20 protein-coding genes are annotated in these 17,556 nt (G+C 66.7%); 11 read left to right on the forward strand and 9 right to left on the reverse strand.

The annotated features are described in order from the left end of the window. Positions 1-11: 11 nt before the first annotated feature. The 3 genes from era to MHY23_RS02490 are packed head-to-tail and all read left to right on the forward strand — an operon-like array spanning position 12 to position 2,445. Complete coding sequence (gene era, locus MHY23_RS02480; protein WP_239306277.1) at positions 12-995, forward strand: GTPase Era; 984 nt, start codon at positions 12-14, stop codon at positions 993-995. Beyond that, entirely contained in the window at positions 985-1,710 is a 726-nt protein-coding gene (gene recO, locus MHY23_RS02485; RefSeq protein WP_239306278.1) for a DNA repair protein RecO, read from the forward strand. The genes era and recO overlap by 11 nt, the downstream gene beginning before the upstream one ends. 9 nt (positions 1,711-1,719) lie before the next feature. Beyond that, positions 1,720-2,445, forward strand: coding sequence for an isoprenyl transferase (locus MHY23_RS02490; RefSeq protein ID WP_239306279.1), 726 nt, complete (start codon positions 1,720-1,722; stop codon positions 2,443-2,445). Here the strand turns inward: MHY23_RS02490 and MHY23_RS02495 are convergent. After that, positions 2,442-2,879 carry a Fur family transcriptional regulator gene (locus MHY23_RS02495; protein WP_239306280.1) on the reverse strand — a complete coding sequence of 146 codons (438 nt, stop codon included), beginning with the start codon at positions 2,877-2,879 and terminating at the stop codon, positions 2,442-2,444. The genes MHY23_RS02490 and MHY23_RS02495 overlap by 4 nt on opposite strands. A gap of 15 nt (positions 2,880-2,894) precedes the next feature. After that, a complete protein-coding gene (locus MHY23_RS02500; protein ID WP_239306281.1) occupies positions 2,895-3,374 on the reverse strand; it encodes a metalloregulator ArsR/SmtB family transcription factor in 480 nt (159 codons plus the stop codon). Positions 3,375-3,543: 169 nt separating this feature from the next. On the opposite strand from MHY23_RS02500, the gene MHY23_RS02505 reads away from it, so the two are divergent. Genes MHY23_RS02505 through MHY23_RS02515 form a run of 3 tightly spaced genes read left to right on the forward strand, consistent with a single transcriptional unit; the run spans position 3,544 to position 5,898 of the window. After that, positions 3,544-4,926, forward strand: coding sequence for a glycine--tRNA ligase (locus MHY23_RS02505; RefSeq protein WP_239306282.1), 1,383 nt, complete (start codon positions 3,544-3,546; stop codon positions 4,924-4,926). Between the two features lie 10 nt (positions 4,927-4,936). Continuing rightward, a complete protein-coding gene (locus MHY23_RS02510; protein ID WP_239306283.1) occupies positions 4,937-5,443 on the forward strand; it encodes a hypothetical protein in 507 nt (168 codons plus the stop codon). Next, positions 5,440-5,898: a hypothetical protein gene (locus MHY23_RS02515; protein ID WP_239306284.1), complete on the forward strand. Its 459-nt coding sequence runs from the start codon at positions 5,440-5,442 to the stop codon at positions 5,896-5,898. The genes MHY23_RS02510 and MHY23_RS02515 overlap by 4 nt, the downstream gene beginning before the upstream one ends. A 25-nt stretch (positions 5,899-5,923) precedes the next feature. Here the strand turns inward: MHY23_RS02515 and MHY23_RS02520 are convergent, their stop codons facing one another. Then, complete coding sequence (locus MHY23_RS02520; RefSeq protein ID WP_239306285.1) at positions 5,924-7,918, reverse strand: TPM domain-containing protein; 1,995 nt, start codon at positions 7,916-7,918, stop codon at positions 5,924-5,926. 20 nt (positions 7,919-7,938) lie between these two features. Between MHY23_RS02520 and MHY23_RS02525 the strand changes: the two genes are divergently transcribed. After that, entirely contained in the window at positions 7,939-9,240 is a 1,302-nt protein-coding gene (locus MHY23_RS02525) for a deoxyguanosinetriphosphate triphosphohydrolase (protein WP_239306286.1), read from the forward strand. Positions 9,241-9,313: 73 nt separating this feature from the next. Here MHY23_RS02525 and MHY23_RS02530 read toward each other — a convergent pair whose 3' ends face one another. The 3 genes from MHY23_RS02530 to MHY23_RS02540 are packed head-to-tail and all read right to left on the reverse strand — an operon-like array spanning position 9,314 to position 12,193. Further along, positions 9,314-10,249, reverse strand: coding sequence for an ArsA family ATPase (locus tag MHY23_RS02530; RefSeq protein WP_239306287.1), 936 nt, complete (start codon positions 10,247-10,249; stop codon positions 9,314-9,316). After that, complete coding sequence (locus tag MHY23_RS02535) at positions 10,240-10,497, reverse strand: cory-CC-star protein (RefSeq protein WP_034998339.1); 258 nt, start codon at positions 10,495-10,497, stop codon at positions 10,240-10,242. Before MHY23_RS02535 ends, MHY23_RS02530 begins: the two co-directional genes overlap by 10 nt. Then, positions 10,481-12,193: a carbon starvation protein A gene (locus tag MHY23_RS02540; RefSeq protein WP_239306288.1), complete on the reverse strand. Its 1,713-nt coding sequence runs from the start codon at positions 12,191-12,193 to the stop codon at positions 10,481-10,483. Before MHY23_RS02540 ends, MHY23_RS02535 begins: the two co-directional genes overlap by 17 nt. A 367-nt stretch (positions 12,194-12,560) precedes the next feature. On the opposite strand from MHY23_RS02540, the gene MHY23_RS02545 reads away from it, so the two are divergent. Genes MHY23_RS02545 through MHY23_RS02555 form a run of 3 tightly spaced genes read left to right on the forward strand, consistent with a single transcriptional unit; the run spans position 12,561 to position 14,432 of the window. Further along, complete coding sequence (locus tag MHY23_RS02545) at positions 12,561-13,580, forward strand: endonuclease domain-containing protein (protein ID WP_239306289.1); 1,020 nt, start codon at positions 12,561-12,563, stop codon at positions 13,578-13,580. A 40-nt stretch (positions 13,581-13,620) separates the two neighbouring features. After that, a complete protein-coding gene (locus MHY23_RS02550) occupies positions 13,621-14,079 on the forward strand; it encodes a prevent-host-death protein (protein WP_239306290.1) in 459 nt (152 codons plus the stop codon). A 2-nt stretch (positions 14,080-14,081) separates the two neighbouring features. Next, entirely contained in the window at positions 14,082-14,432 is a 351-nt protein-coding gene (locus MHY23_RS02555; protein WP_239306291.1) for a hypothetical protein, read from the forward strand. An 81-nt stretch (positions 14,433-14,513) separates the two neighbouring features. Here MHY23_RS02555 and MHY23_RS02560 read toward each other — a convergent pair whose 3' ends face one another. Both MHY23_RS02560 and MHY23_RS02565 read right to left on the reverse strand, forming a co-directional pair. Continuing rightward, complete coding sequence (locus tag MHY23_RS02560) at positions 14,514-14,756, reverse strand: hypothetical protein (protein WP_239306292.1); 243 nt, start codon at positions 14,754-14,756, stop codon at positions 14,514-14,516. Beyond that, on the reverse strand, positions 14,756-15,136 hold the full coding sequence (locus tag MHY23_RS02565) for a ribonuclease domain-containing protein (RefSeq protein WP_239306293.1): 381 nt from the start codon (positions 15,134-15,136) through the stop codon (positions 14,756-14,758). The genes MHY23_RS02560 and MHY23_RS02565 overlap by 1 nt, the downstream gene beginning before the upstream one ends. Before the next feature lie 33 nt (positions 15,137-15,169). Between MHY23_RS02565 and dnaG the strand changes: the two genes are divergently transcribed. Next, positions 15,170-17,128 (forward strand): DNA primase, encoded by a 1,959-nt coding sequence (gene dnaG, locus MHY23_RS02570; RefSeq protein ID WP_239306294.1) that lies wholly within the window; start codon positions 15,170-15,172, stop codon positions 17,126-17,128. A 29-nt stretch (positions 17,129-17,157) separates the two neighbouring features. Here dnaG and MHY23_RS02575 read toward each other — a convergent pair whose 3' ends face one another. Further along, entirely contained in the window at positions 17,158-17,325 is a 168-nt protein-coding gene (locus tag MHY23_RS02575) for a hypothetical protein (RefSeq protein WP_239306295.1), read from the reverse strand. Positions 17,326-17,556 lie beyond the last annotated feature (231 nt).

Here is a 17,556-nt window from a genome sequence, read left to right on the forward strand (position 1 = left end):
AATCCCAGGCCATGAACGACTTCCCCGATTTCCCGGACGATCTGCCCCGAGAGGCCAGCGCGAACGACGTCGAGCGCGCCGACGCTGGCGGCTTCACTGACACCCCGGAGGGCTTCAGGTCGGGGTTCGTCAGCTTCGTGGGACGCCCGAACACCGGCAAATCCACGCTGACGAACGCGCTGGTGGGGGAGAAGATTGCGATTATGGCGGATCAGCCGGAGACGACCCGTCACCCGATCCGCGGCGTGATCAACCGCCCCGACGCCCAGGTCATCGTGGTGGACACCCCGGGCATCCACCGCCCGCGCACGCTGCTGGGCGAGCGCCTCAACGACGTGGTCAAGGACACCTTCGCCGACGTGGACGTCATCGGTTTCACGGTGCCTGCGGACGAGAAGATCGGCCCCGGCGACCGCTACATCCTCGAGCAGATTCGCGAAACCAAGCCGAATACGCCGATCGTGGGCATCGTGACCAAGCTGGACAAGACGGGCAAGGACACCGTCGGCGAGCGCCTGCTGGAGCTGCACGAGTTGCTCGGCCAGGACGCGGAGCTGGTGCCGGTGTCGGCAACGCAGCAGATTCAGGTGGATACGCTGCTTGACGTGCTCGTCGATAAGCTCCCGCAAGGCCCGCGTTTCTACCCCGAGGACCACACCACGGACGAGGACATGGAAACGCGCATCGCGGAGCTCATCCGCGAGGAGGCGCTGCGGGGGCTTCGCGACGAGCTGCCGCACTCCGTCGCCGTCCAAATCGACGAGATGATCCAGGAGGACCGCCGCGTCAAAATTTACGCCGTGCTCTACCTGGAGCGCCCGGGCCAAAAACGCATCATTGAGGGCCCGGACGGGCGGCGCCTCAGCGGCATCGTGCACCGCGCCCGCAAGCAGATCATCGAGCTGACCGGGCAAAACGTGTACCTGGACGTGCGCGTGAAGGTGCTGAAGAATTGGCAGCAGGACCCGAAGGCGCTGGGCCGGCTTGGCTTCTAAGGCCCCGCGCCCGAACTGGCGCGACCGCGCGTTTGTCGTGCGCACCTACGACTTCGGGGAGGCGGACCGGGTCGTCGTCCTGCTCACCAAGAACCACGGGCTTATCCGCGGCGTGGCCAAGGGGGTGCGCAAGGCGAAGAGCCGCTTCGGGTCACGGTTGCAGCCGTTCGTGGAGGTCGACGCGCTGATCTACCCGGGCCGAGGCCTCTCGGCGATCGCTTCCGCCGACACCGTTACCTACTACGGCGCCCGCATCATCGACGACTTCGACCGCTACGCCGCCGCCTGCGCCGTGATGGAAACGGCGGAAAAGCTCAGCTTCGACGAAGCCGACCCCGCGCTGTTCGCCCTGGTCCAGGACGCGCTCAAAAACCTGCAGACCAACCAGCACCCCACGATGGTTCTCGACGCGTTCATCCTCCAGGCCACCGAACACGCCGGCTGGGGGCTAAGCCTGTTCAACTGCGCGAATTGCGGCGCACCCGGCCCGCACAAGGCGTTCAACGCCACCGTCGGCGGGGCGGTGTGCAACAACTGCCGCCCGCCGGGCTCCATGGACGTCCACCCCGAAACGTTGCACGAGATGTGGCTGATGGAGCAGGGCAGCGAAGTGCCGTCGATACGCGCGGCGCAGATTCACCGCGCAACCGTGGCGCACCTGCAATTCAACCTGGAAACTGGGCTGAAAAGCTTCAAGATTATGGAGCAGGCATAATTGACGCCCATGGGCGCACCGAGAATTGACACGAAGTTCATCCCGAAGCACATCGCGCTGGTGATGGACGGCAACGGCCGTTGGGCGCAGCAGCGCGGCCTGAAGCGCACCGAGGGGCACAAGGTGGGCGAGGAGAAGCTCATGGAGGCCGTCGACGCGTGCATCGAGCTCGGCGGCGTCGAGTGGCTCTCCGCATACGCGTTTTCCACCGAAAACTGGAAGCGCAGCCCTTCCGAGGTGCACTTTCTGATGAACTTCACGCGCGAGGTGCTGCGCCGCCAGCGCGACGAGCTGCACGCCAAAAACGTGCGTGTGGTGTGGTGCGGGCGCCGCCCGAAGCTGTGGGGCAGCGTCATCGAAGAGCTCGAGGTCGCCGAGGAGCTGACCAAAAACAACACCGGCCTGACGTTGGCTATGTGCGTCAATTACGGCGGGCGCGCGGAGATCGCGGATGCGGTGCAAAAGCTTATCGACGCTCAAGTGTCCACCGTCGACGAAAAAACCATCGCTCGCTATCTGTACCGCGCGGACATGCCGGACGTGGACCTGTTTTTGCGCCCGTCGGGGGAGCAGCGTACGTCGAACTTCCTCATCTGGCAGTCCGCGTACGCGGAGATGGTGTACCAGGACGTGCTGTTCCCGGACTTCACCAAGGAAGATCTGTGGGACGCGGTGCTCGAGTACGCCAAGCGCGACCGCCGCTTCGGCGGCGCGGTGGACAAGTTCGCTAACTAGCGCTTGGCCTGGCAGGCGCGGCACACGCCGTAGATTTCGGCGTCGTGGCCGACCAGCTCGTAGCCGTAGTGCGAGGCGATGACCTCGGCCCACTTCTCCACGGGCCCGCCCTCGATTTCCTCGCTGCGGCCGCACTCGGTGCACACCAGGTGGTGATGGTGGTGGCCAGATAAGCAGTCGCGGTAGAGGGTTTCGCCGTCGGGGGATTGCAGCACGTCCACGGCGTTGACCTCGGCGAGCGATTGCAGGGTGCGGTAGACGGTGGTGAGGCCGACGGACGCGCCGTCGTCAAGCAATTGCTCATGGATGGTTTTCGCGGACGCGAACTTGTCCAGCCCCCGCAACGTCTCCACGACGGCGGCGCGCTGGCGCGTCATGCGCGGGCCCAGCTTGGGCACGGGGCGGGTGTGCGCCCGGCGGTTCGTTTGCGTCATACCATTGCAGTGTACCTAGTCGCGCACGGGCTTTGGCGTCTGCGGGGCGAGGCCGGGATCCACTTCGGGACGCACCGTGGCAGGCGGGTCGACGATCGCCGCGCCGATGGAGCCGCCGGAGCTCCCGCTGTTTTCCCGCCTGCGCTTGCGCAGCTCGGCCAGCTCGTCCTGGGCCTCGGTGAGTTTCTCCAGCGACGCCAGCTCGTGAATGATGCCGATGATGTCCGGCTGGTCCAGCGCGTAGAGCACCTCGCGGCCCTTGCGCGACGACGACACCAGGCCCGCCGAACGCAGCACTCGCAAGTGCTGGGAAATCAGCGGCTGCGACTTCTCCAACTCGGTGACCAGCTGGTGGACGACCTTCTCTTCCTCGGCCAGAAGCAGCAGAATCTCCAGCCGGGTTTTCGAGTCCAGTACTTTCACGAGCGCGGCAGTGCGGTCCACGTCCTCGTCCGCCAGCTTTGGAAGGTCCGCCAAAACGTAACGTTCGCTCACGGCGTCCCCTTTCCTCAGCGCCAATGGGAAACAGATGATTCGTTCAGAATACAAGAATGCCTAAACAGAGTGGGACTTATGTCCAAACTGGGCGGGTGACCGGAGGCGTCGTAAGGCGGGCTATGCTGTTGACCGTAATTTGCACGCACTTTCCCACCAGGAGATGTTGATGCCCGCATCAAAGATTGAGACCGTCGTTAACCTGTGCAAGCGCCGCGGACTGGTGTACCCGGCCGGCGAGATTTACGGCGGAACCCGCTCCGCGTGGGACTACGGCCCGCTCGGCGTTGAGCTGAAAGAAAACCTCAAGCGCCAGTGGTGGAAGCACATGGTGCAATCCCGCCGCGACACAGTCGGCGTGGACACCTCCGTCATCCTGCCCACCCGCGTGTGGGAAGCCTCCGGCCACGTCGAGGTGTTCACCGACCCGCTCGTTGAGTCGCTGTACACCCACAAGCGCTACCGCGCCGACCACCTCCTCGAAGCCTACGAAGAAAAGCACGGCCACCCGCCGGCAAACGGTCTGGCGGACATCAACGACCCGGAAACCGGCCAGCCCGGCAACTGGACCGAGCCGAAGGCGTTCTCCGGTCTGATGAAGACCTACCTGGGCCCCGTGGACGACAAGGAAGGCCTGCACTACCTGCGCCCGGAGACCGCGCAGGGCATCTTCGTGAACTTCAAGAACGTGATGACGTCGTCACGCATGAAGCCCCCGTTCGGCATCGCGAACACCGGCAAGAGCTTCCGCAACGAGATCACCCCGGGCAACTTCATCTTCCGCACCCGAGAGTTCGAGCAGATGGAGATGGAGTTCTTTGTCAAGCCCGGCGAGGACGAGAAGTGGCACGAGTACTGGATTGACAACCGCTACAACTGGTACGTCGACCTGGGCATCAACCCCGACAACCTGCGCCTCTACGAGCACCCGCAGGAGAAGCTCTCCCACTACTCCAAGCGCACCGTGGACATCGAGTACGCCTTCGGCTTCACCGGCTCCAAGTGGGGCGAGCTCGAGGGCGTGGCCAACCGCACCGACTACGACCTGAAGACCCACGCCGAGGCCTCCGGCGAGGACCTGAGCTACTTCGACCAGGAGAACAACGAGCGCTGGATCCCGTACTGCATCGAGCCCGCCGCGGGCCTGGGTCGTGCGATGATGGCGTTCCTCATCGACGCCTACGACGAGGAAGAAGCCCCCAACGCCAAGGGCGGCACCGACACCCGCGTCGTGCTGCGCCTGGACCGCCGCCTCGCCCCGGTGAAGGTAGCGGTGCTGCCGCTGTCGAAGAAGCCGGAGCTGTCCGGCCCGGCCGAGGAGCTCGCCGCGAAGCTGCGCCAGCACTGGAACGTCGACTTCGACACCTCCGGCGCGATCGGCCGCCGCTACCGCCGCCAGGACGAAACCGGCACCCCGTTCTGCGTCACCTACGACTTCGACACCCTGGAAGACCAGGCCGTCACCGTGCGCGAGCGCGACACGATGGAGCAGGAGCGCGTGCCGCTGGCGGAGCTGGAGTCTTACCTGGCCGCCCGCCTGATCGGCTGCTAAATTTTCGCTCATGCATTACGTGAGCTGGGACCGCACGAACCGGGACGCGCCGAAGCTGCTGGCTGAGGACGGCCCGGACGTCCTCGGCGTGTTCGAGCACGACCGCGCGATCGTGTGCGGCCAGAGCTGGGATCTGACCGCGCACGCTGAGTCGGGCGCTGTTGCCACGTGCGGCGGCGAGGACGTCGTGCGCACCTCCGACAGCCTGAAGCGCGCCAAGCGCATCGACGCGGTCGTGGACGGCACGCCTTTCGCCCTGATCCCGGAGACGTCCAAGAACTGGGTGGTCGAGGGTCCGGACGGCGAGAAGGTCGCCCAGTTCACCCAGGACCACAACGGGGTGCGCAAGGCCATCCTCGAGTTCGAGGGGGAGACCCATCTGCCGCCCGTGCAGGTTGCCGGCCTGGCGTGGCTCACGCGCTGCGTGCTGGAGGCCCGCAAGATGGCCAACTCCACCGCGCTGATTACCACGCTGGTGTTCCTGTCGCTGTTTGTCGTGGTGGTGGCAGTGCTGTGATCTGGCAGGGAGCTTCGCTTATCGACGACCAAAGGTCCATCGCCGAATCCACCCCCGACACCGTCACGGTGGGCGAGACCGTTTTGAGAATCACGTCCGACAACCCGGCGAAGTTCCGCGCCTTTGACGTCGCGACGTCGGAGGAATACCTGCTGCGCAAGGCCGGGTTTACGGTGTCGCGCTACGCCGCGGACTGCGCTGACCGTCGCTACACCTTGAACCGCTCGGGCTTTGACCTGCTGTCGGGCGCGATCACCCCGAAGCGCGAGATCCGCGACGGCGCCGGCGAGCTCATCGCCGTGACCCGGGGGTTCCCCTCGGGCGAGCTGGGCGTCGACGTTGCGGAGCCGACGCTTCGTGCCGACGGGTTCGACGAGATCCAGCTCGTGGACCTCGCTTTCATGTCTTGGGCGCTGACCTTCGTCGACGCGCCCGCCCGCCGCACGCGCTACTAAGCACCCGCGCGGCGCCTGGGGGCGCCTAGAAGGTGCCGCCGCGGTTGGAGGGGCGCCCGCCGGAGAAGCCGCCGCCGCCACCGAAACCGCCTCCGCCGAAGCCACCGCCACCGAAGCCGCCGGAGAGCACCGAGCCCCACAGCACGGCGCTGGCCAGCGAGTCAGCGGTCTGGCGGTTGCGCTGGGCCTGGTAGCGGCGCAGGTCGTCGTTCGCGGCGGCCTCGGCGCGGCGCGCGGTGTCGGTGGCGGCGCGTGCGGCGTCGATGCCCGTGCGGGTGTCGCGCACGCGCAGCTGGTGGGCCTGCGCGTACTGGCGTTTCGCCTCCGCCAGCAGGGTGCGCGCGTGCGAGCCGATGATGCGGCCGCGCGACAGGATCAGGTCCTCGGCGCGCTGGATTTGGGAGCCGGCGACTTGCATTTGCTGGTCGAAAAGCTGCAGCGCGCGGGACTGATCCCCGGCGATGCCCTTCGCCCGGTCCAGCGCCTCGTCGATTTCGGCGTCCATGCTGGTCAGCTCCTGGTAGAGCGCCAGCGGGTCGGACTGGTCGCGGTCGCCGATCTCGCTCAGCATGCGTTGGGCTTTGGCGGAAACGGTGTCGAGCGTAGTGACGTCGATAGGCGCACCCTGCGCACGAGCACCCTTGACCTGCTCGATTTCGCGCAGCTCCCCGCGGATCTCGTCGATCAGCGCGGGCAGGTTCGCTTTCGCGGCGCGGATGTTGTCCTCGGCGTGCTCGATGGCGGCGAGGTTGGTGTCGGAGACGTTGACGGCGCGGGTGGCGGCGGCGAGCGTGTCCAACAGCGCGCCCTGGCGCCCGGCCGGCTTGTCCGCCAGCGTGCGCGCCTCGCCGAGGGCCTTTTCCGCCTCGTCCAACGACGCCTCCGCGAGGTCCACGTTGTCCACGATGGATTCCAGGATCTGCGCCGGGTACTCGCCCTGCAGCTGCGCCAGTGTGGCTCGCGCGGGCTCGAGGCGCGCCCGGATGTCCACGGTGCGCGCAAGCACCTTCTCCACCTCTTCGGGCGCGCGCATGAGCACGCCGCGCATCTCGTTGAACTCGGTGGTCTTGTCGCGAAGCGCCTGCTCGGCGCGTCCAGCGGAGGAGATGATGTCTACCAGCATCGCGCGTTTTTCGGGCTCGGTTTCGGGGATGGCGTCGTACAGCTTCTGGTGCGTGGCAAACGCGCGCTGCAGGGTGGTGGTGGCCTCGTTCATCGCGGAGGTGAACGGGCGCACGCGGTCCGCGCCGAACTCGGCGGTGGCCAGCTCGAGCTCCTGTTTGCCCTGGGTAATCGAGTCGTCGGCGGAGACCAGCGCGTCGCGCGCGACCTCCTCCAGCGTCGGCGTGGGCAGGCGCCCCAGCGAGTCGGTGTCCGCCGGGTCCAGGGCCTTCGCGGACTCGATCTGCTTGGCTTGCTGCTTCTTCGAGCCCTTGCGCGTCGCCGCGTACACGCCGCCGCCCGCCAGCGCCGCGACACCCAGGCCGCCCGCGAGCCAGCCTGCGCCATCGCCTGACGACGAGCTCCCGCCCGCCACCGCATTCACCGCATTCAACGCGGCCGAAGACCAGTTCATCTCGGACAGCTGGGCGTGCGCGGCGGAGTTCATGCGGTCGATCTCGGACTGGGTCCACTCCTCGCCGCCGCCGACGTTATACAGCCGCTCGTCCGGCGAGATCGCCAGCACGGCGGTGTTGGAGCCGTTCGCCGCCACGGCCTTGTCCACCCATTCGGGCGGGGTGTACTGCCCGAACGAGCGCAGGAACACCACGCGCACGGACTTGCCCTGGGTCTTGCTGACCTCCTGGATCGCGCCTTCGATCTCGGCCAGTTCGTCGGCGGAGAGCACTGCGGCGTCGTCGGTCACCGGCTGCGTCAGCCGCCCCGGCTCGAGGGATGCCTTGGTGGCGGTTGCTTGGGCCTGGATGAGGGTGGGCGGAGCTTCCGTCGCAAAGCTGGGTGCGGCGGCGACAAAAAGGCCGCCGGACACGGCGAGGATGCGCAAGTAACGGCTAGTCATGCCGACTAGGGTAGCGCGACGTGTACGTTTACAACGCCGCCGATACGCAGCGCCGCGCCGACGAGGCGCCGAAGGGCGCGCAACTCGCCCCGGATTCGCGCGGGGATTTCGCCCGCGACCGCGCCCGCGTGCTGCACTCCGCGGCGCTGCGCCGCCTCGCGGACAAGACCCAGGTGGTCGGGCCGCGTGACGGCGACACCCCGCGCACGCGCCTGACGCACTCGCTGGAAGTCGCGCAGATCTCCCGCGGCATCGGCGAAGGCCTGGGCTTAAGCCCCGACCTGTGCGAGATGGCGGGGCTGACCCACGACATCGGGCACCCGCCGTACGGCCACAACGGCGAGGTCGCGCTCGACGAGGTCGCGCCCTGCGGCTTCGAGGGCAACGCGCAGACGTTGCGGATCCTTGCGCGCCTGGAGCCCAAAGTGCTTATCGACGCCACGTCCTTCGGCCTCAACCTCACCCGCGCATCACTCGACGCGGCGGTGAAGTATCCGCTGACGCGCACGAACGCGGACGGGTCTGTGAACCGGAAGTACTCGGCCTACGACGAGGACGCTGGCGTGCTGGAGTGGCTGCGTCTCGGGCACGCCGACGGGGCGCCGCCGATGGAGGCGCAGGTGATGGACTTTTCCGACGACATCGCTTACTCCGTCCACGACGTCGAAGACGGCATCGTCTCCGGGCGCGTCTCCCTGCGGGTGCTGTGGGACTTCGTGGAGCTGGCCGCTTTGGCGGAGAAGGGAGCGGCCGCGTTCGGCGGCGACGCGGATTCGCTTGTGGATGCCGCCGACCGCCTGCGTTCCCTGCCCGCCATCGCCGCCGCTGCCGAGTTCGACTACACGCTTAGCGCGTGGACCGGCCTGAAGGCGCTGACGTCGCAGCTGGTGGGCCGCTACGTCGGCGCCGTCACCCGCGCCACCCGCGAGGACGATGGCAACCGCGCCCTCGCGGACGCGCCTGGCGCTGCGACCTCCGGCGCGCCTGGCCTCGGCTTGGGCCGGCAGCATGGGCGCCTCGTCGTCCCGCCGGACGTGGAGGCCGAGGTCCGCCTGCTCAAGACCGTCGCGGTGCTCTACGTCATGGACCAGCCGTCGCACCAGGCGCGCCAGGACCGGCAGCGCGACCGCATCTACCGCGTCCACGAGTACCTGCGCGCCGGCGCGCCGGGCAGCCTGGACACGATGTTCCAGGCGTGGTTCAACGCCGCCGAGACGGACCTGGAGCGCGAGCGCGTGATCGTGGACCAGATCGCGTCCATGACCGAGTCGCGCCTCGAGCGCACCGCCAAGAAGGCCGCCGCCTTCGAGGGGTACTTCTAGTAAGGTAAGCGCTGTAATCCCCTCCCGTAGTGGTCCCCCGTTTTAACGGCATGGCTGTGGAGGGGTTTCTTTATTACAACCGCTCGGCGATGGCGGCGAGCGCGACGCGGGTGCCGATCTCGCCGGGGAGCCAGGGCAGTTCGACGCGGGGGACGTCGGGAAGTTGCGAGTCGAGCAGCGAGAGCGCGGAGTCCTCCACGGCGCGGCGCGAGGCCATGAACTCGCCGGCATCGAGAGGGCTGCGGCGGTTGATCACCAGCCCCGGGACGCGGATGCTGTTGGACGTGAGGTCGTCGTAAAGCTCGATGCTCTCGAGGACCGGGAGGCGCTCCGCGGTGAGCACGATGTGGAACGCGCAGGCCGCGGGGTCGGTGAGGACGTCGCGCAGGCGCTCGAACTTGCGGCGGCGGCGCAGCAGTGTGGCGCGGATTTCCTGGTTGCGGCGCTCCACGGGGTCGTCGATAGTCCCGCCCAAACCGCGGACGGCGCGGGAGAACTTGTCGGATTGCTCGCGCCGCTGTATCAGCCCGCCTGTGTACGCGGCCATGAGCTCCGGCAGCGCGAGCAGGCGGGAGGTGTGGCCGGAGGGTGCGGTGTCGAAGATGATGTGGTCGTAGCCAGGCCTATCGACGAGCTCCGCCACCGCCTCCAACATCGCCGCCTCATGCATCCCGGGCGAGTGCCGCGCCAGGTCCAGGTGGCGACGGACCTCGGGGTGCATGCGCTCCGGCATCATCGCGCGCATGGAGCCCTCCACCTCCGCGAGGTGCCGCTCGGTGGTGGCGGCGGGGTCGAGCTCCACCACGTTGAGGTTGGGCTCGAGGGGCGCGGGGGCGTCGGAAAGCTGCGCGTCCCAGATGTGGCCCAAGTTGTGCGCCGGGTCCGTGGACACCAGCAGCACGCGCCGGCCGGCCTCGGCGAGGCGCACCGCGGTGGCCGCCGACACGGTGGTTTTGCCCACCCCGCCCTTGCCGCCGAAGAACATCACGGGCGCGGGCGCTAGCAGCATCGCACGCCGTCCAGCGGGGATCGCTCCATGCCCATGCGGGTGTGCCAGGCGTGGAATTCGTCGTAAAGCAATGGCATCAGTTCGAGTGTGTAGAAGCTTGCGGGGTTAGGAATGCCGAGCGTCTCCGAGGCGACGAGGAGGGTGAACAGGTCGTCCTCCTCGCGCGCGGCGCGGGCGAACTCGCGGCGGTACGGAGCTTTGTAGAACTCGTCGAGGCCGCGGGCAATTGCTTTAAGACGTTCGCGCATCCGCCAATTCACCCGGAATCGTCTCATCGTCGCGCCAGGTCACAGCCGGTTCCTTGCGCGCCTTCGAGATCGCCGTGAACGCCTCCACGATCACCCAGATGGCGCAGCAGATGATGATCACGTCCAGCACCAGCAGCAGCCAGTTGCCCGCCTCGAGGAACGTGCGCAGCTGCAGCACCGCCGCCCACAGCGACATGGCGGTGACGAACACCAGCGGGATCAGCACCGGCCAGGTCGGGCGGCGCAGCTGCGTCAGGATGATCACCACGACAGACAGCGTCAGGCCCGCCATGAGCTGGTTGGTGGTGCCGAACAGCGGCCAGATCAGCATGCCGCCGGAGCCGTCCAGGCCCATGGAGAACGTCAGGCCGAGCGCGCAGCCCACCGCGATGATGGTGGCGACCGCGCCGGAAAGCTTCACGCCGGCCAGCTCCGCCATCTCCGAGACGACGAGGCGCTGCAGGCGGATGCCGGAGTCCATGGTGGTGGCGGCGAACAGCACGGCCATGGTGGCCAGAATGGTCGCGGACAGGGAGGTCGGGATGCCCAGGCCTTCGTTCATGAGGTCGCCGCCGCCTTTGATGAACGCGTCGACGCCGCCGGCGTTCCACTCGTTGTAGATCTCCTCCCAATCCGCGAGGGTTTTGAAGCCGGAGGTGGTGGCCACGATCGTGCCGAGCGCGAGCAGGCCCTCGCCGACCGCGCCGAAGTAGCCGACGAAGCGCGCGTCCGTCTCCTTGTCCAGCTGCTTCGACGACGTGCCCGAGGAGACGATGCCGTGGAAACCCGAGATCGCGCCGCAGGCGATGGTGACAAACAGCAGGGGGAAGATGCCGGGGGTGCCGTCGGGGACGGCGTCGCGAAGCGAGGGCGCCACAATCTCCGGGCGCACGATGAAAAACGAGCCGTAGAGGATGATCAGGCCCACGAACAGCTGCAGGCCGTTGATGTAATCGCGCGGCTGCAGCAGCACCCACACCGGCAGCAGCGACGCGACGAACGCGTAGGCGAACAGGAAGATGATCCACCAGCCGCGGTCCGGGATGCCCAGCATCGTCTCCGGCAGGGCGAGCGGGAATTGGTCGCCCAGGATCATCAGCCCGTACAGCGCCGCGACACCCACGACGGAGACCAGCGGCAGGTTCCAGTTGAAGCGGTAGATGGCCTGGCCGATCAACAGCGCGACGGCAATCGCGCCCCAGGTGGGGATCACCGCCGTCGGCGTGGAGATGAGCAGGTTCGAAATGACCACCGCGAACGCCGTGTTCACCATGAGCAGCAGCAGGAAAATCACCACGAGGAACAGGTTGCGCCCGCGCGCGCCGATGTAGCGGCCGGACAGTGTGCCGATCGACTGTCCGCGATGCCTTTGCGACGCCCACAGCGCACCCAAGTCGTGCATCCCCGCGAAGAACACGGTGCCGAGCGTGACCCACAGAAACGCCGGCACCCAACCCCAAATCACCGCGACAGCCGGGCCGATGATCGGCGCCGCGCCCGCCACGGACGTGAAGTGGTGGCCCCACAGGACGTACTTGTTCGTGGGGACGAAATCCACGCCGTCCTCCATCGTGTGCGCCGGGGTGGTGTACGCGTCCGAGAGTTGGTAGACGCGGTTGCCCAGGAATTTCGAGTACAGCAGGTAGCCGGCAGCCATCATCGCCAGGCCGACGAGCACCAGGATGAGTGAGCTCATGGGTCTTCTCCGATCGTGTCGTGCTTCACATGGTCTGTGTCACATTGGTTGGGATTATGGCATACGGCACTTTCCTAGGGGTTTCTCAGGGGGTTTCTATTCTTCGGTGCGCTTGGTGTGTGTGGCGCCGGCGCGCGGGCTCCACCCTGTATCCCACCCCAATCCCGCCTGATTCCCGCAAACCCCTAGTAAGCTCTCCCGAGAATGCCCGATTTTCGGCCTTACTAGGGGTTTGTTCCTAGGGGTTTGGGGGCAGCGGGCCAGGGGGCCGGGCACCGAGCGGCCCCGGCGGCCGGCCCCGAAACCCGGCAAGAACAACGCGCCTGCGGTAGTCTCCGCAGCGGGGTAACTGGTCAAGGGGGGACTAATGAAAGACACGCGCAAGAAAGAGCTGCGGGAAAAGCTGGTCGACGTGCGGAGGGTGTCGTCCGCAGACACTGAGACGCACCGGCGCATCAGTGAAGGCGAGCTGGCGCAGCTGACCAAGTCGATGTACTTCTGCGCCGAGACGTGGAAGAGGCTCAAGGAGTACGAGAAAGCCTTCCTGAGGTGCTACGCAGCGGGATGCCAGAGCAGGAAAGCCGTGCTCGTCGACTGCTCGGCCGCGCGACTCAACGGCGTGTGGACAATCGCACGCGGCGAGCCCGTCACTCTTGCGGTGCCCAACGGCCGCCCAGCCTCCATCAATGGCAGCTGGACTGGGTACGAGTACCGCCACCGCCAAATTCCGGAAGCCGACATCATCCACGACGGTCCGGTGCGCTACACCAACGCGATCCGCACCGCCGTCGACATTGCCCGCGAACGCGGCGTCCGCGAAGGTGTCATCGCGATGGACAGCGTGCTCTCCGGCCACGGCGACCACCTCTACGAGGAGCTTCTGCATCAGTTCCGCGCCACCATCGCCCGGCTGGCCGGCACGAAAGGCATCGCCAACGCCCGGAAAGCGCTCCCGCTGGCCAGCAGGCTTTCGGATTCGCCCTATGAGTCACTCCTGCGCCTGATCCTCGACGCCTACGGGGTGCCGTACCGCACCCAGGCGGCGATCGGGCGGTACCGGGTGGACTTCCTCATCGGCGACAACCTTGTCGTGGAGGTCGACGGATGGGAAAAGTACGAAGACGTTCCCCACGAAGTACTGCGCAAGCAGCGTGTGCGCGATGACTGGCTCGCCGAGCGCGGGTACAAGGTTTTGCACTTCTACACCGAGGACTTCTGGGGCGATGAAGCCGATCTGATCCAGCGCATCCGCAAAGCGTGGCCTGTCGCCCGGGGCCTGCTCCCCGTGCAGGTTAAGCCGAAGGGCTACACCCCGATCGGCCCGGGGCGCAGCGTGGCGCTGCCGCCGGACTTGCAGGAGGCCGTCGACAAGCTTCGTGGGCCCTGACCCCTCGACTTCCGAACACATTCCGAATACTCTCAGGGTCATGACACTCGCAGCAGGAACCCCACCGCACACCCGCCGCTCATCCGACTTGAGCAAGCGGTCCGCCGAGGTGTTCGCCGAAGCGGAGAAGCACCCGGTCACGGTCACGCGCCGCGACGGGGAGTCGCTGGTGCTCATGTCCGCGCGGGAGGCGCAACGGCGGGCGCAGTTGCTGGAACTCGCGGCGCAACTCATCACCGTGGCAACGGAAGGCGTCGGCAGCCTCGGCGAGCGAATGGCTCGAGCGTTCCCCTGGATGTTGGCGCTGTCGCAGGCAGACAGGGAATTATGTTCGCAAGAGCTTATCGACGCAGCACGCGCCTCCTTCGCCACCGAACAGCCACACCTCGCCCTCGCAGAGTTCACCGCGTGGAAGGAAACTGCGACCGCCATCGCGGCAGGACTCGGGGATGTCGAAACCGACTGGCTCGACGACAGTGAGCCGGTGGAGCGCCCCTAGCGATGGCGGCCGGGAGGAAGGGGGAGCTGGTCCCGCGCCCCGCGAAGAAGGTCGAGTACGACATCCGCTTCGCCTCGGCTGGGGCGAAGAAGGGGTGGCGCGACCTGGTGGCGACCATGCGGAACCCGATGGCCGACGCATGGGATTTCCTCACCAGGACCCCGACGGCGACCACTTCCACCAATTACCGGCTGAAGGGAGAGCTTGGGGCCGTTCGGCGAGGCGGGCGCTCGTACGAGAGGTGGCAGCACAAACCGACGCTGAAGGGCTCGGCGCGGATCTGGTTCTTCGTCGATGGCCGCACGGTCTTCCTCGAGGCTGTGCATACCAGTCACCCGAACGAGACGAAGTAGTCCCTCCCACCCGCAAACCCCTAGTAACAGAGCCCTAGTATGCGCCATTTTGGGCCTTAATAGGGGTTTCTTACTAGGGGTCTAGCGGGAAAGCTCCACGCCTTCGTCGGCGAGGACCTCGAGCAGCCCGCCTATCGACGCCTCCGGCATCCCCCAATCCGTCACCACCACACGTTTCACGCGGGCCTCGCGCAGGAGGTCGGCCAGGGCGTCGAGGTTGCGCGGCACCGGGCGGGAATCTGCAACGCCGTAGACGGCGGCGATGATGGCGGCGCCGAGGTCCTCGATCGAGCGCACCGGGCGCGTCACAAACACAGCGGGCATTAGTTGACCTCCATTTCGCAAAAGGATTCGTAGTGGTCGTCGGTGTAGAACCACTCGTCGACGTGGCCGTCCGCCCCGCCGCCGGTGACGATGCGCCGTGCTCCGCGGTGGTGCACGCCCGGGGTGTCCACGGTGTACTCGCGGTAGTAGTTGCGCGGTTGCTCAGGCAGGACGCGTTCGTAGTTGCCGAAGCGGCGGTCGTCGTTGTCGGGGTGGGGGAAGGGGCCGCCGGCTTCGATGAGGTCGACGGTGTCCCAGGCTTCGTCGGGAAGCGAGCCGCACGCGGGAAGCCCCGAAGAAGACGCAGGCTCGGCCGGAGGTGGCGTCGATAGGCAACTGCTCAAAAACAAGCACGGGAGCAGGACGGATAGGCGCTTCATGGGCAATATCGTGCCACGCGCTAGAGTGAGCGCATGGCTAGGGGCAGAATTCCGGATAGCGACATTGAGGCTATCCGTCAGCGCGCGCCGCTCGATGAGATCGTCGGCGAGTACGTGCAGCTCAAACCTGCCGGGCACGACTCGCTGAAGGGGCTGAGCCCCTTCAAGGACGAGCGCACCCCGAGTTTCCACGTCCGCCCCGCGCACGGCTACTACCACTGCTTTTCCACGGGCAAGGGCGGCGACGTGTTCAGCTTCCTCATGGAGATGGAGCAGCTGACCTTCCCCGAGGCAGTCGAGGCGGTGGCGGATCACATCGGTTACCACATCAACTACCAGGGCGGTTCCACGGGCGCTCGCAAGGTGGACCGCGGCACGCGCCAACGCCTGCTGGCGGCGAACAAGGCGGCGCACGAGTTCTTCCGCGAGCAGCTGGAAACGGAAGACGCCGCTCCGGCGCGCGAGATGCTGCTCAAGCGCGGCTTTTCCCGCGAGCTCATCTACGACTTCGAATGCGGCTACGCGCCCTACGCGTGGGACCCGATGACCAAGCACCTGTTGCGCAAGGGCTTTGAGGTGCAGGAGCTTATCGACGCCGGCCTGTCCTCGATGGGCAAACGCGGCCCGTTGGATAAATTCCGCGGCCGGTTGATCTGGCCGATCAAGGACACCGCCGGAAACGTCATCGGCTTCGGCGCCCGCAAGCTGTTCGAGGACGACCGCCTGGGCAAGTACATCAACACCCAGGACACGCTGCTGTACCACAAGTCGAAGGTGCTGTTCGGCATCGATAAGGCGAAGAAGAACATCGCGGAGAAGCACCAGACGGTGGTGGTGGAGGGCTACACGGACGTGATGGCCATGCACGCCGCGGGCGTCGATACGGCGGTGGCGACGTGCGGCACCGCGTTCGGCGGCGACCACATGAGCCTGATCCGCCGCCTCATGCTCGACGATAGTTTCTTCCGCGGCGAGCTGATCTACACCTTCGACGGCGACGAGGCCGGCCAGAAGGCCGCGATGCGCGCCTTCGAGACCGATGCCGAGTTCGGCGCCCAGTCCTTCGTCGCGGTCGCCCCCGACGGCATGGACCCCTGCGACCTGCGACTCGCGCGTGGCGACGGGGCCCTGCGCGACCTCGTGGCCTCCCGCGTGCCGGTGTACGAGTTCGTCATCGAGTCGCTTTTGCAGGACTACTCGTTGGATTCCGCCGAGGGGCGCGTGCAAGCCTTACGACGCACCGTGCCCGTCGTCGCCACCATCTCCGACAAAGTGCTCCAGCAGGAGTACGCCCGCCGCCTCGCCGGCTGGGTCGGCTGGCCGAACCCGGACGAGGTGCTGGAGCAGGTCCGCGCCGAGGCCAAGAAGCCGAAGAAGCAGAAGCGCGCGCCGAAAGACCCGGCGCGCGCGGCCGGCGCTGGTGCGGGTGCTGGCGCGGGCGCTGGTGCTGCCGTCGGCCCGGACAGCTCCGGCGCCCAGTCCGAAATCCTCATCCCCCCGCGCCCCGACGACCCGGTGCTGTGGCCCCAGCGCGAAGCGTTAAAGCTTGCCCTGCAGCACCCGGCCGCGGCCGGCAACTACTTCGACGGCATCAACCCGGACGCCTTCACCCACGACGCGTACCACCAGGTCCGCGAGGCCATCACCGCCGCCGGCGGCTGCGCCCGCGCCGGGGCAGACAACCCCTCGGACGCCTCGAACTTCCTCGCCGCGGTCGCCGGCGAGATGCGCGACTACGCCGGCCGCAACTTCGTCTCCGAGCTGGCCGTCGAGCCCATCCACGCCGACGACCTCTACGAATACGCCGACTCCGTGCTTTCGCGCCTGCAGGAAACCCGCGTGGGCCAGCAGATCGCGCAGCTGAAGTCGCAGCTCCAGCGCATGCGGCCTTCCGACGACGAAGAGGCCTACAACGCCCTCTTCTCCGACCTCGTCGCGCTCGAGCAGGCCCGCCGTGACCTCAACGACCGCGCCTTCCGCGGCAACCGGTAGCACCCGAGGAGCTCGATCTTGCGTTTGTTCTACTTTGACGATTCCGGTTCGCGGGTTCCAGGGAAGGGAAAACCGTTTTCCTTCTCGCAGGATTCGGGATCGACAGCGACGATCTGCCATTGCTGAAAAAGGCAGTAACCCAGCAAGCTCGCTTCTACGGGATGGAGCTTGGCTACCCGACTGAGTTGAAGTTTCATCACGTTGCAACTCTCAGGGATAACAAGCCAACAAAACCTCAGTGGATGCTTCGCTCGGGATTGACGGAGATGAATCAACGAAGGGCTTTGGTCTATTCCTGTCTCCGAGCTGTTTAGAAGATCGAAATGGTAGCGGTGTGGTGAGTTCGTGGTAGCGCTTGAGTGGGGATCCGGTAGCGGTCTCCACTCAAGCGTTTTGTGGGGTTACTGGTTAGCTTCCAGTCTCATGTT

The organism is Corynebacterium sp. ACRQP, assembly GCF_022345915.1.
In the GTDB taxonomy this organism is placed as follows: domain Bacteria; phylum Actinomycetota; class Actinomycetes; order Mycobacteriales; family Mycobacteriaceae; genus Corynebacterium; species Corynebacterium lehmanniae.

Excerpts from the sequence above, each read along its gene's own strand:
- MHY23_RS02535 (WP_034998339.1), bottom strand. The coding sequence starts at position 10,497 with ATGCGCGAACGTCTTAAAGCAATTGCCCGCGGCCTCGACGAGTTCTAC.
- MHY23_RS02575 (WP_239306295.1), bottom strand. The coding sequence starts at position 17,325 with ATGAAACTTCAACTCAGTCGGGTAGCCAAGCTCCATCCCGTAGAAGCG.
- MHY23_RS02510 (WP_239306283.1), top strand. The coding sequence starts at position 4,937 with ATGCATTACGTGAGCTGGGACCGCACGAACCGGGACGCGCCGAAGCTG.
- MHY23_RS02550 (WP_239306290.1), top strand. The coding sequence starts at position 13,621 with ATGACACTCGCAGCAGGAACCCCACCGCACACCCGCCGCTCATCCGAC.
- MHY23_RS02545 (WP_239306289.1), top strand. The coding sequence starts at position 12,561 with ATGAAAGACACGCGCAAGAAAGAGCTGCGGGAAAAGCTGGTCGACGTG.
- dnaG (WP_239306294.1), top strand. The coding sequence starts at position 15,170 with ATGGCTAGGGGCAGAATTCCGGATAGCGACATTGAGGCTATCCGTCAG.
- MHY23_RS02555 (WP_239306291.1), top strand. The coding sequence starts at position 14,082 with ATGGCGGCCGGGAGGAAGGGGGAGCTGGTCCCGCGCCCCGCGAAGAAG.
- MHY23_RS02505 (WP_239306282.1), top strand. The coding sequence starts at position 3,544 with ATGCCCGCATCAAAGATTGAGACCGTCGTTAACCTGTGCAAGCGCCGC.
- MHY23_RS02565 (WP_239306293.1), bottom strand. The coding sequence starts at position 15,136 with ATGAAGCGCCTATCCGTCCTGCTCCCGTGCTTGTTTTTGAGCAGTTGC.
- MHY23_RS02560 (WP_239306292.1), bottom strand. The coding sequence starts at position 14,756 with ATGCCCGCTGTGTTTGTGACGCGCCCGGTGCGCTCGATCGAGGACCTC.
- MHY23_RS02520 (WP_239306285.1), bottom strand. The coding sequence starts at position 7,918 with ATGACTAGCCGTTACTTGCGCATCCTCGCCGTGTCCGGCGGCCTTTTT.
- era (WP_239306277.1), top strand. The coding sequence starts at position 12 with ATGAACGACTTCCCCGATTTCCCGGACGATCTGCCCCGAGAGGCCAGC.
- MHY23_RS02490 (WP_239306279.1), top strand. The coding sequence starts at position 1,720 with ATGGGCGCACCGAGAATTGACACGAAGTTCATCCCGAAGCACATCGCG.
- MHY23_RS02495 (WP_239306280.1), bottom strand. The coding sequence starts at position 2,879 with ATGACGCAAACGAACCGCCGGGCGCACACCCGCCCCGTGCCCAAGCTG.
- MHY23_RS02530 (WP_239306287.1), bottom strand. The coding sequence starts at position 10,249 with ATGCTGCTAGCGCCCGCGCCCGTGATGTTCTTCGGCGGCAAGGGCGGG.
- MHY23_RS02540 (WP_239306288.1), bottom strand. The coding sequence starts at position 12,193 with ATGAGCTCACTCATCCTGGTGCTCGTCGGCCTGGCGATGATGGCTGCC.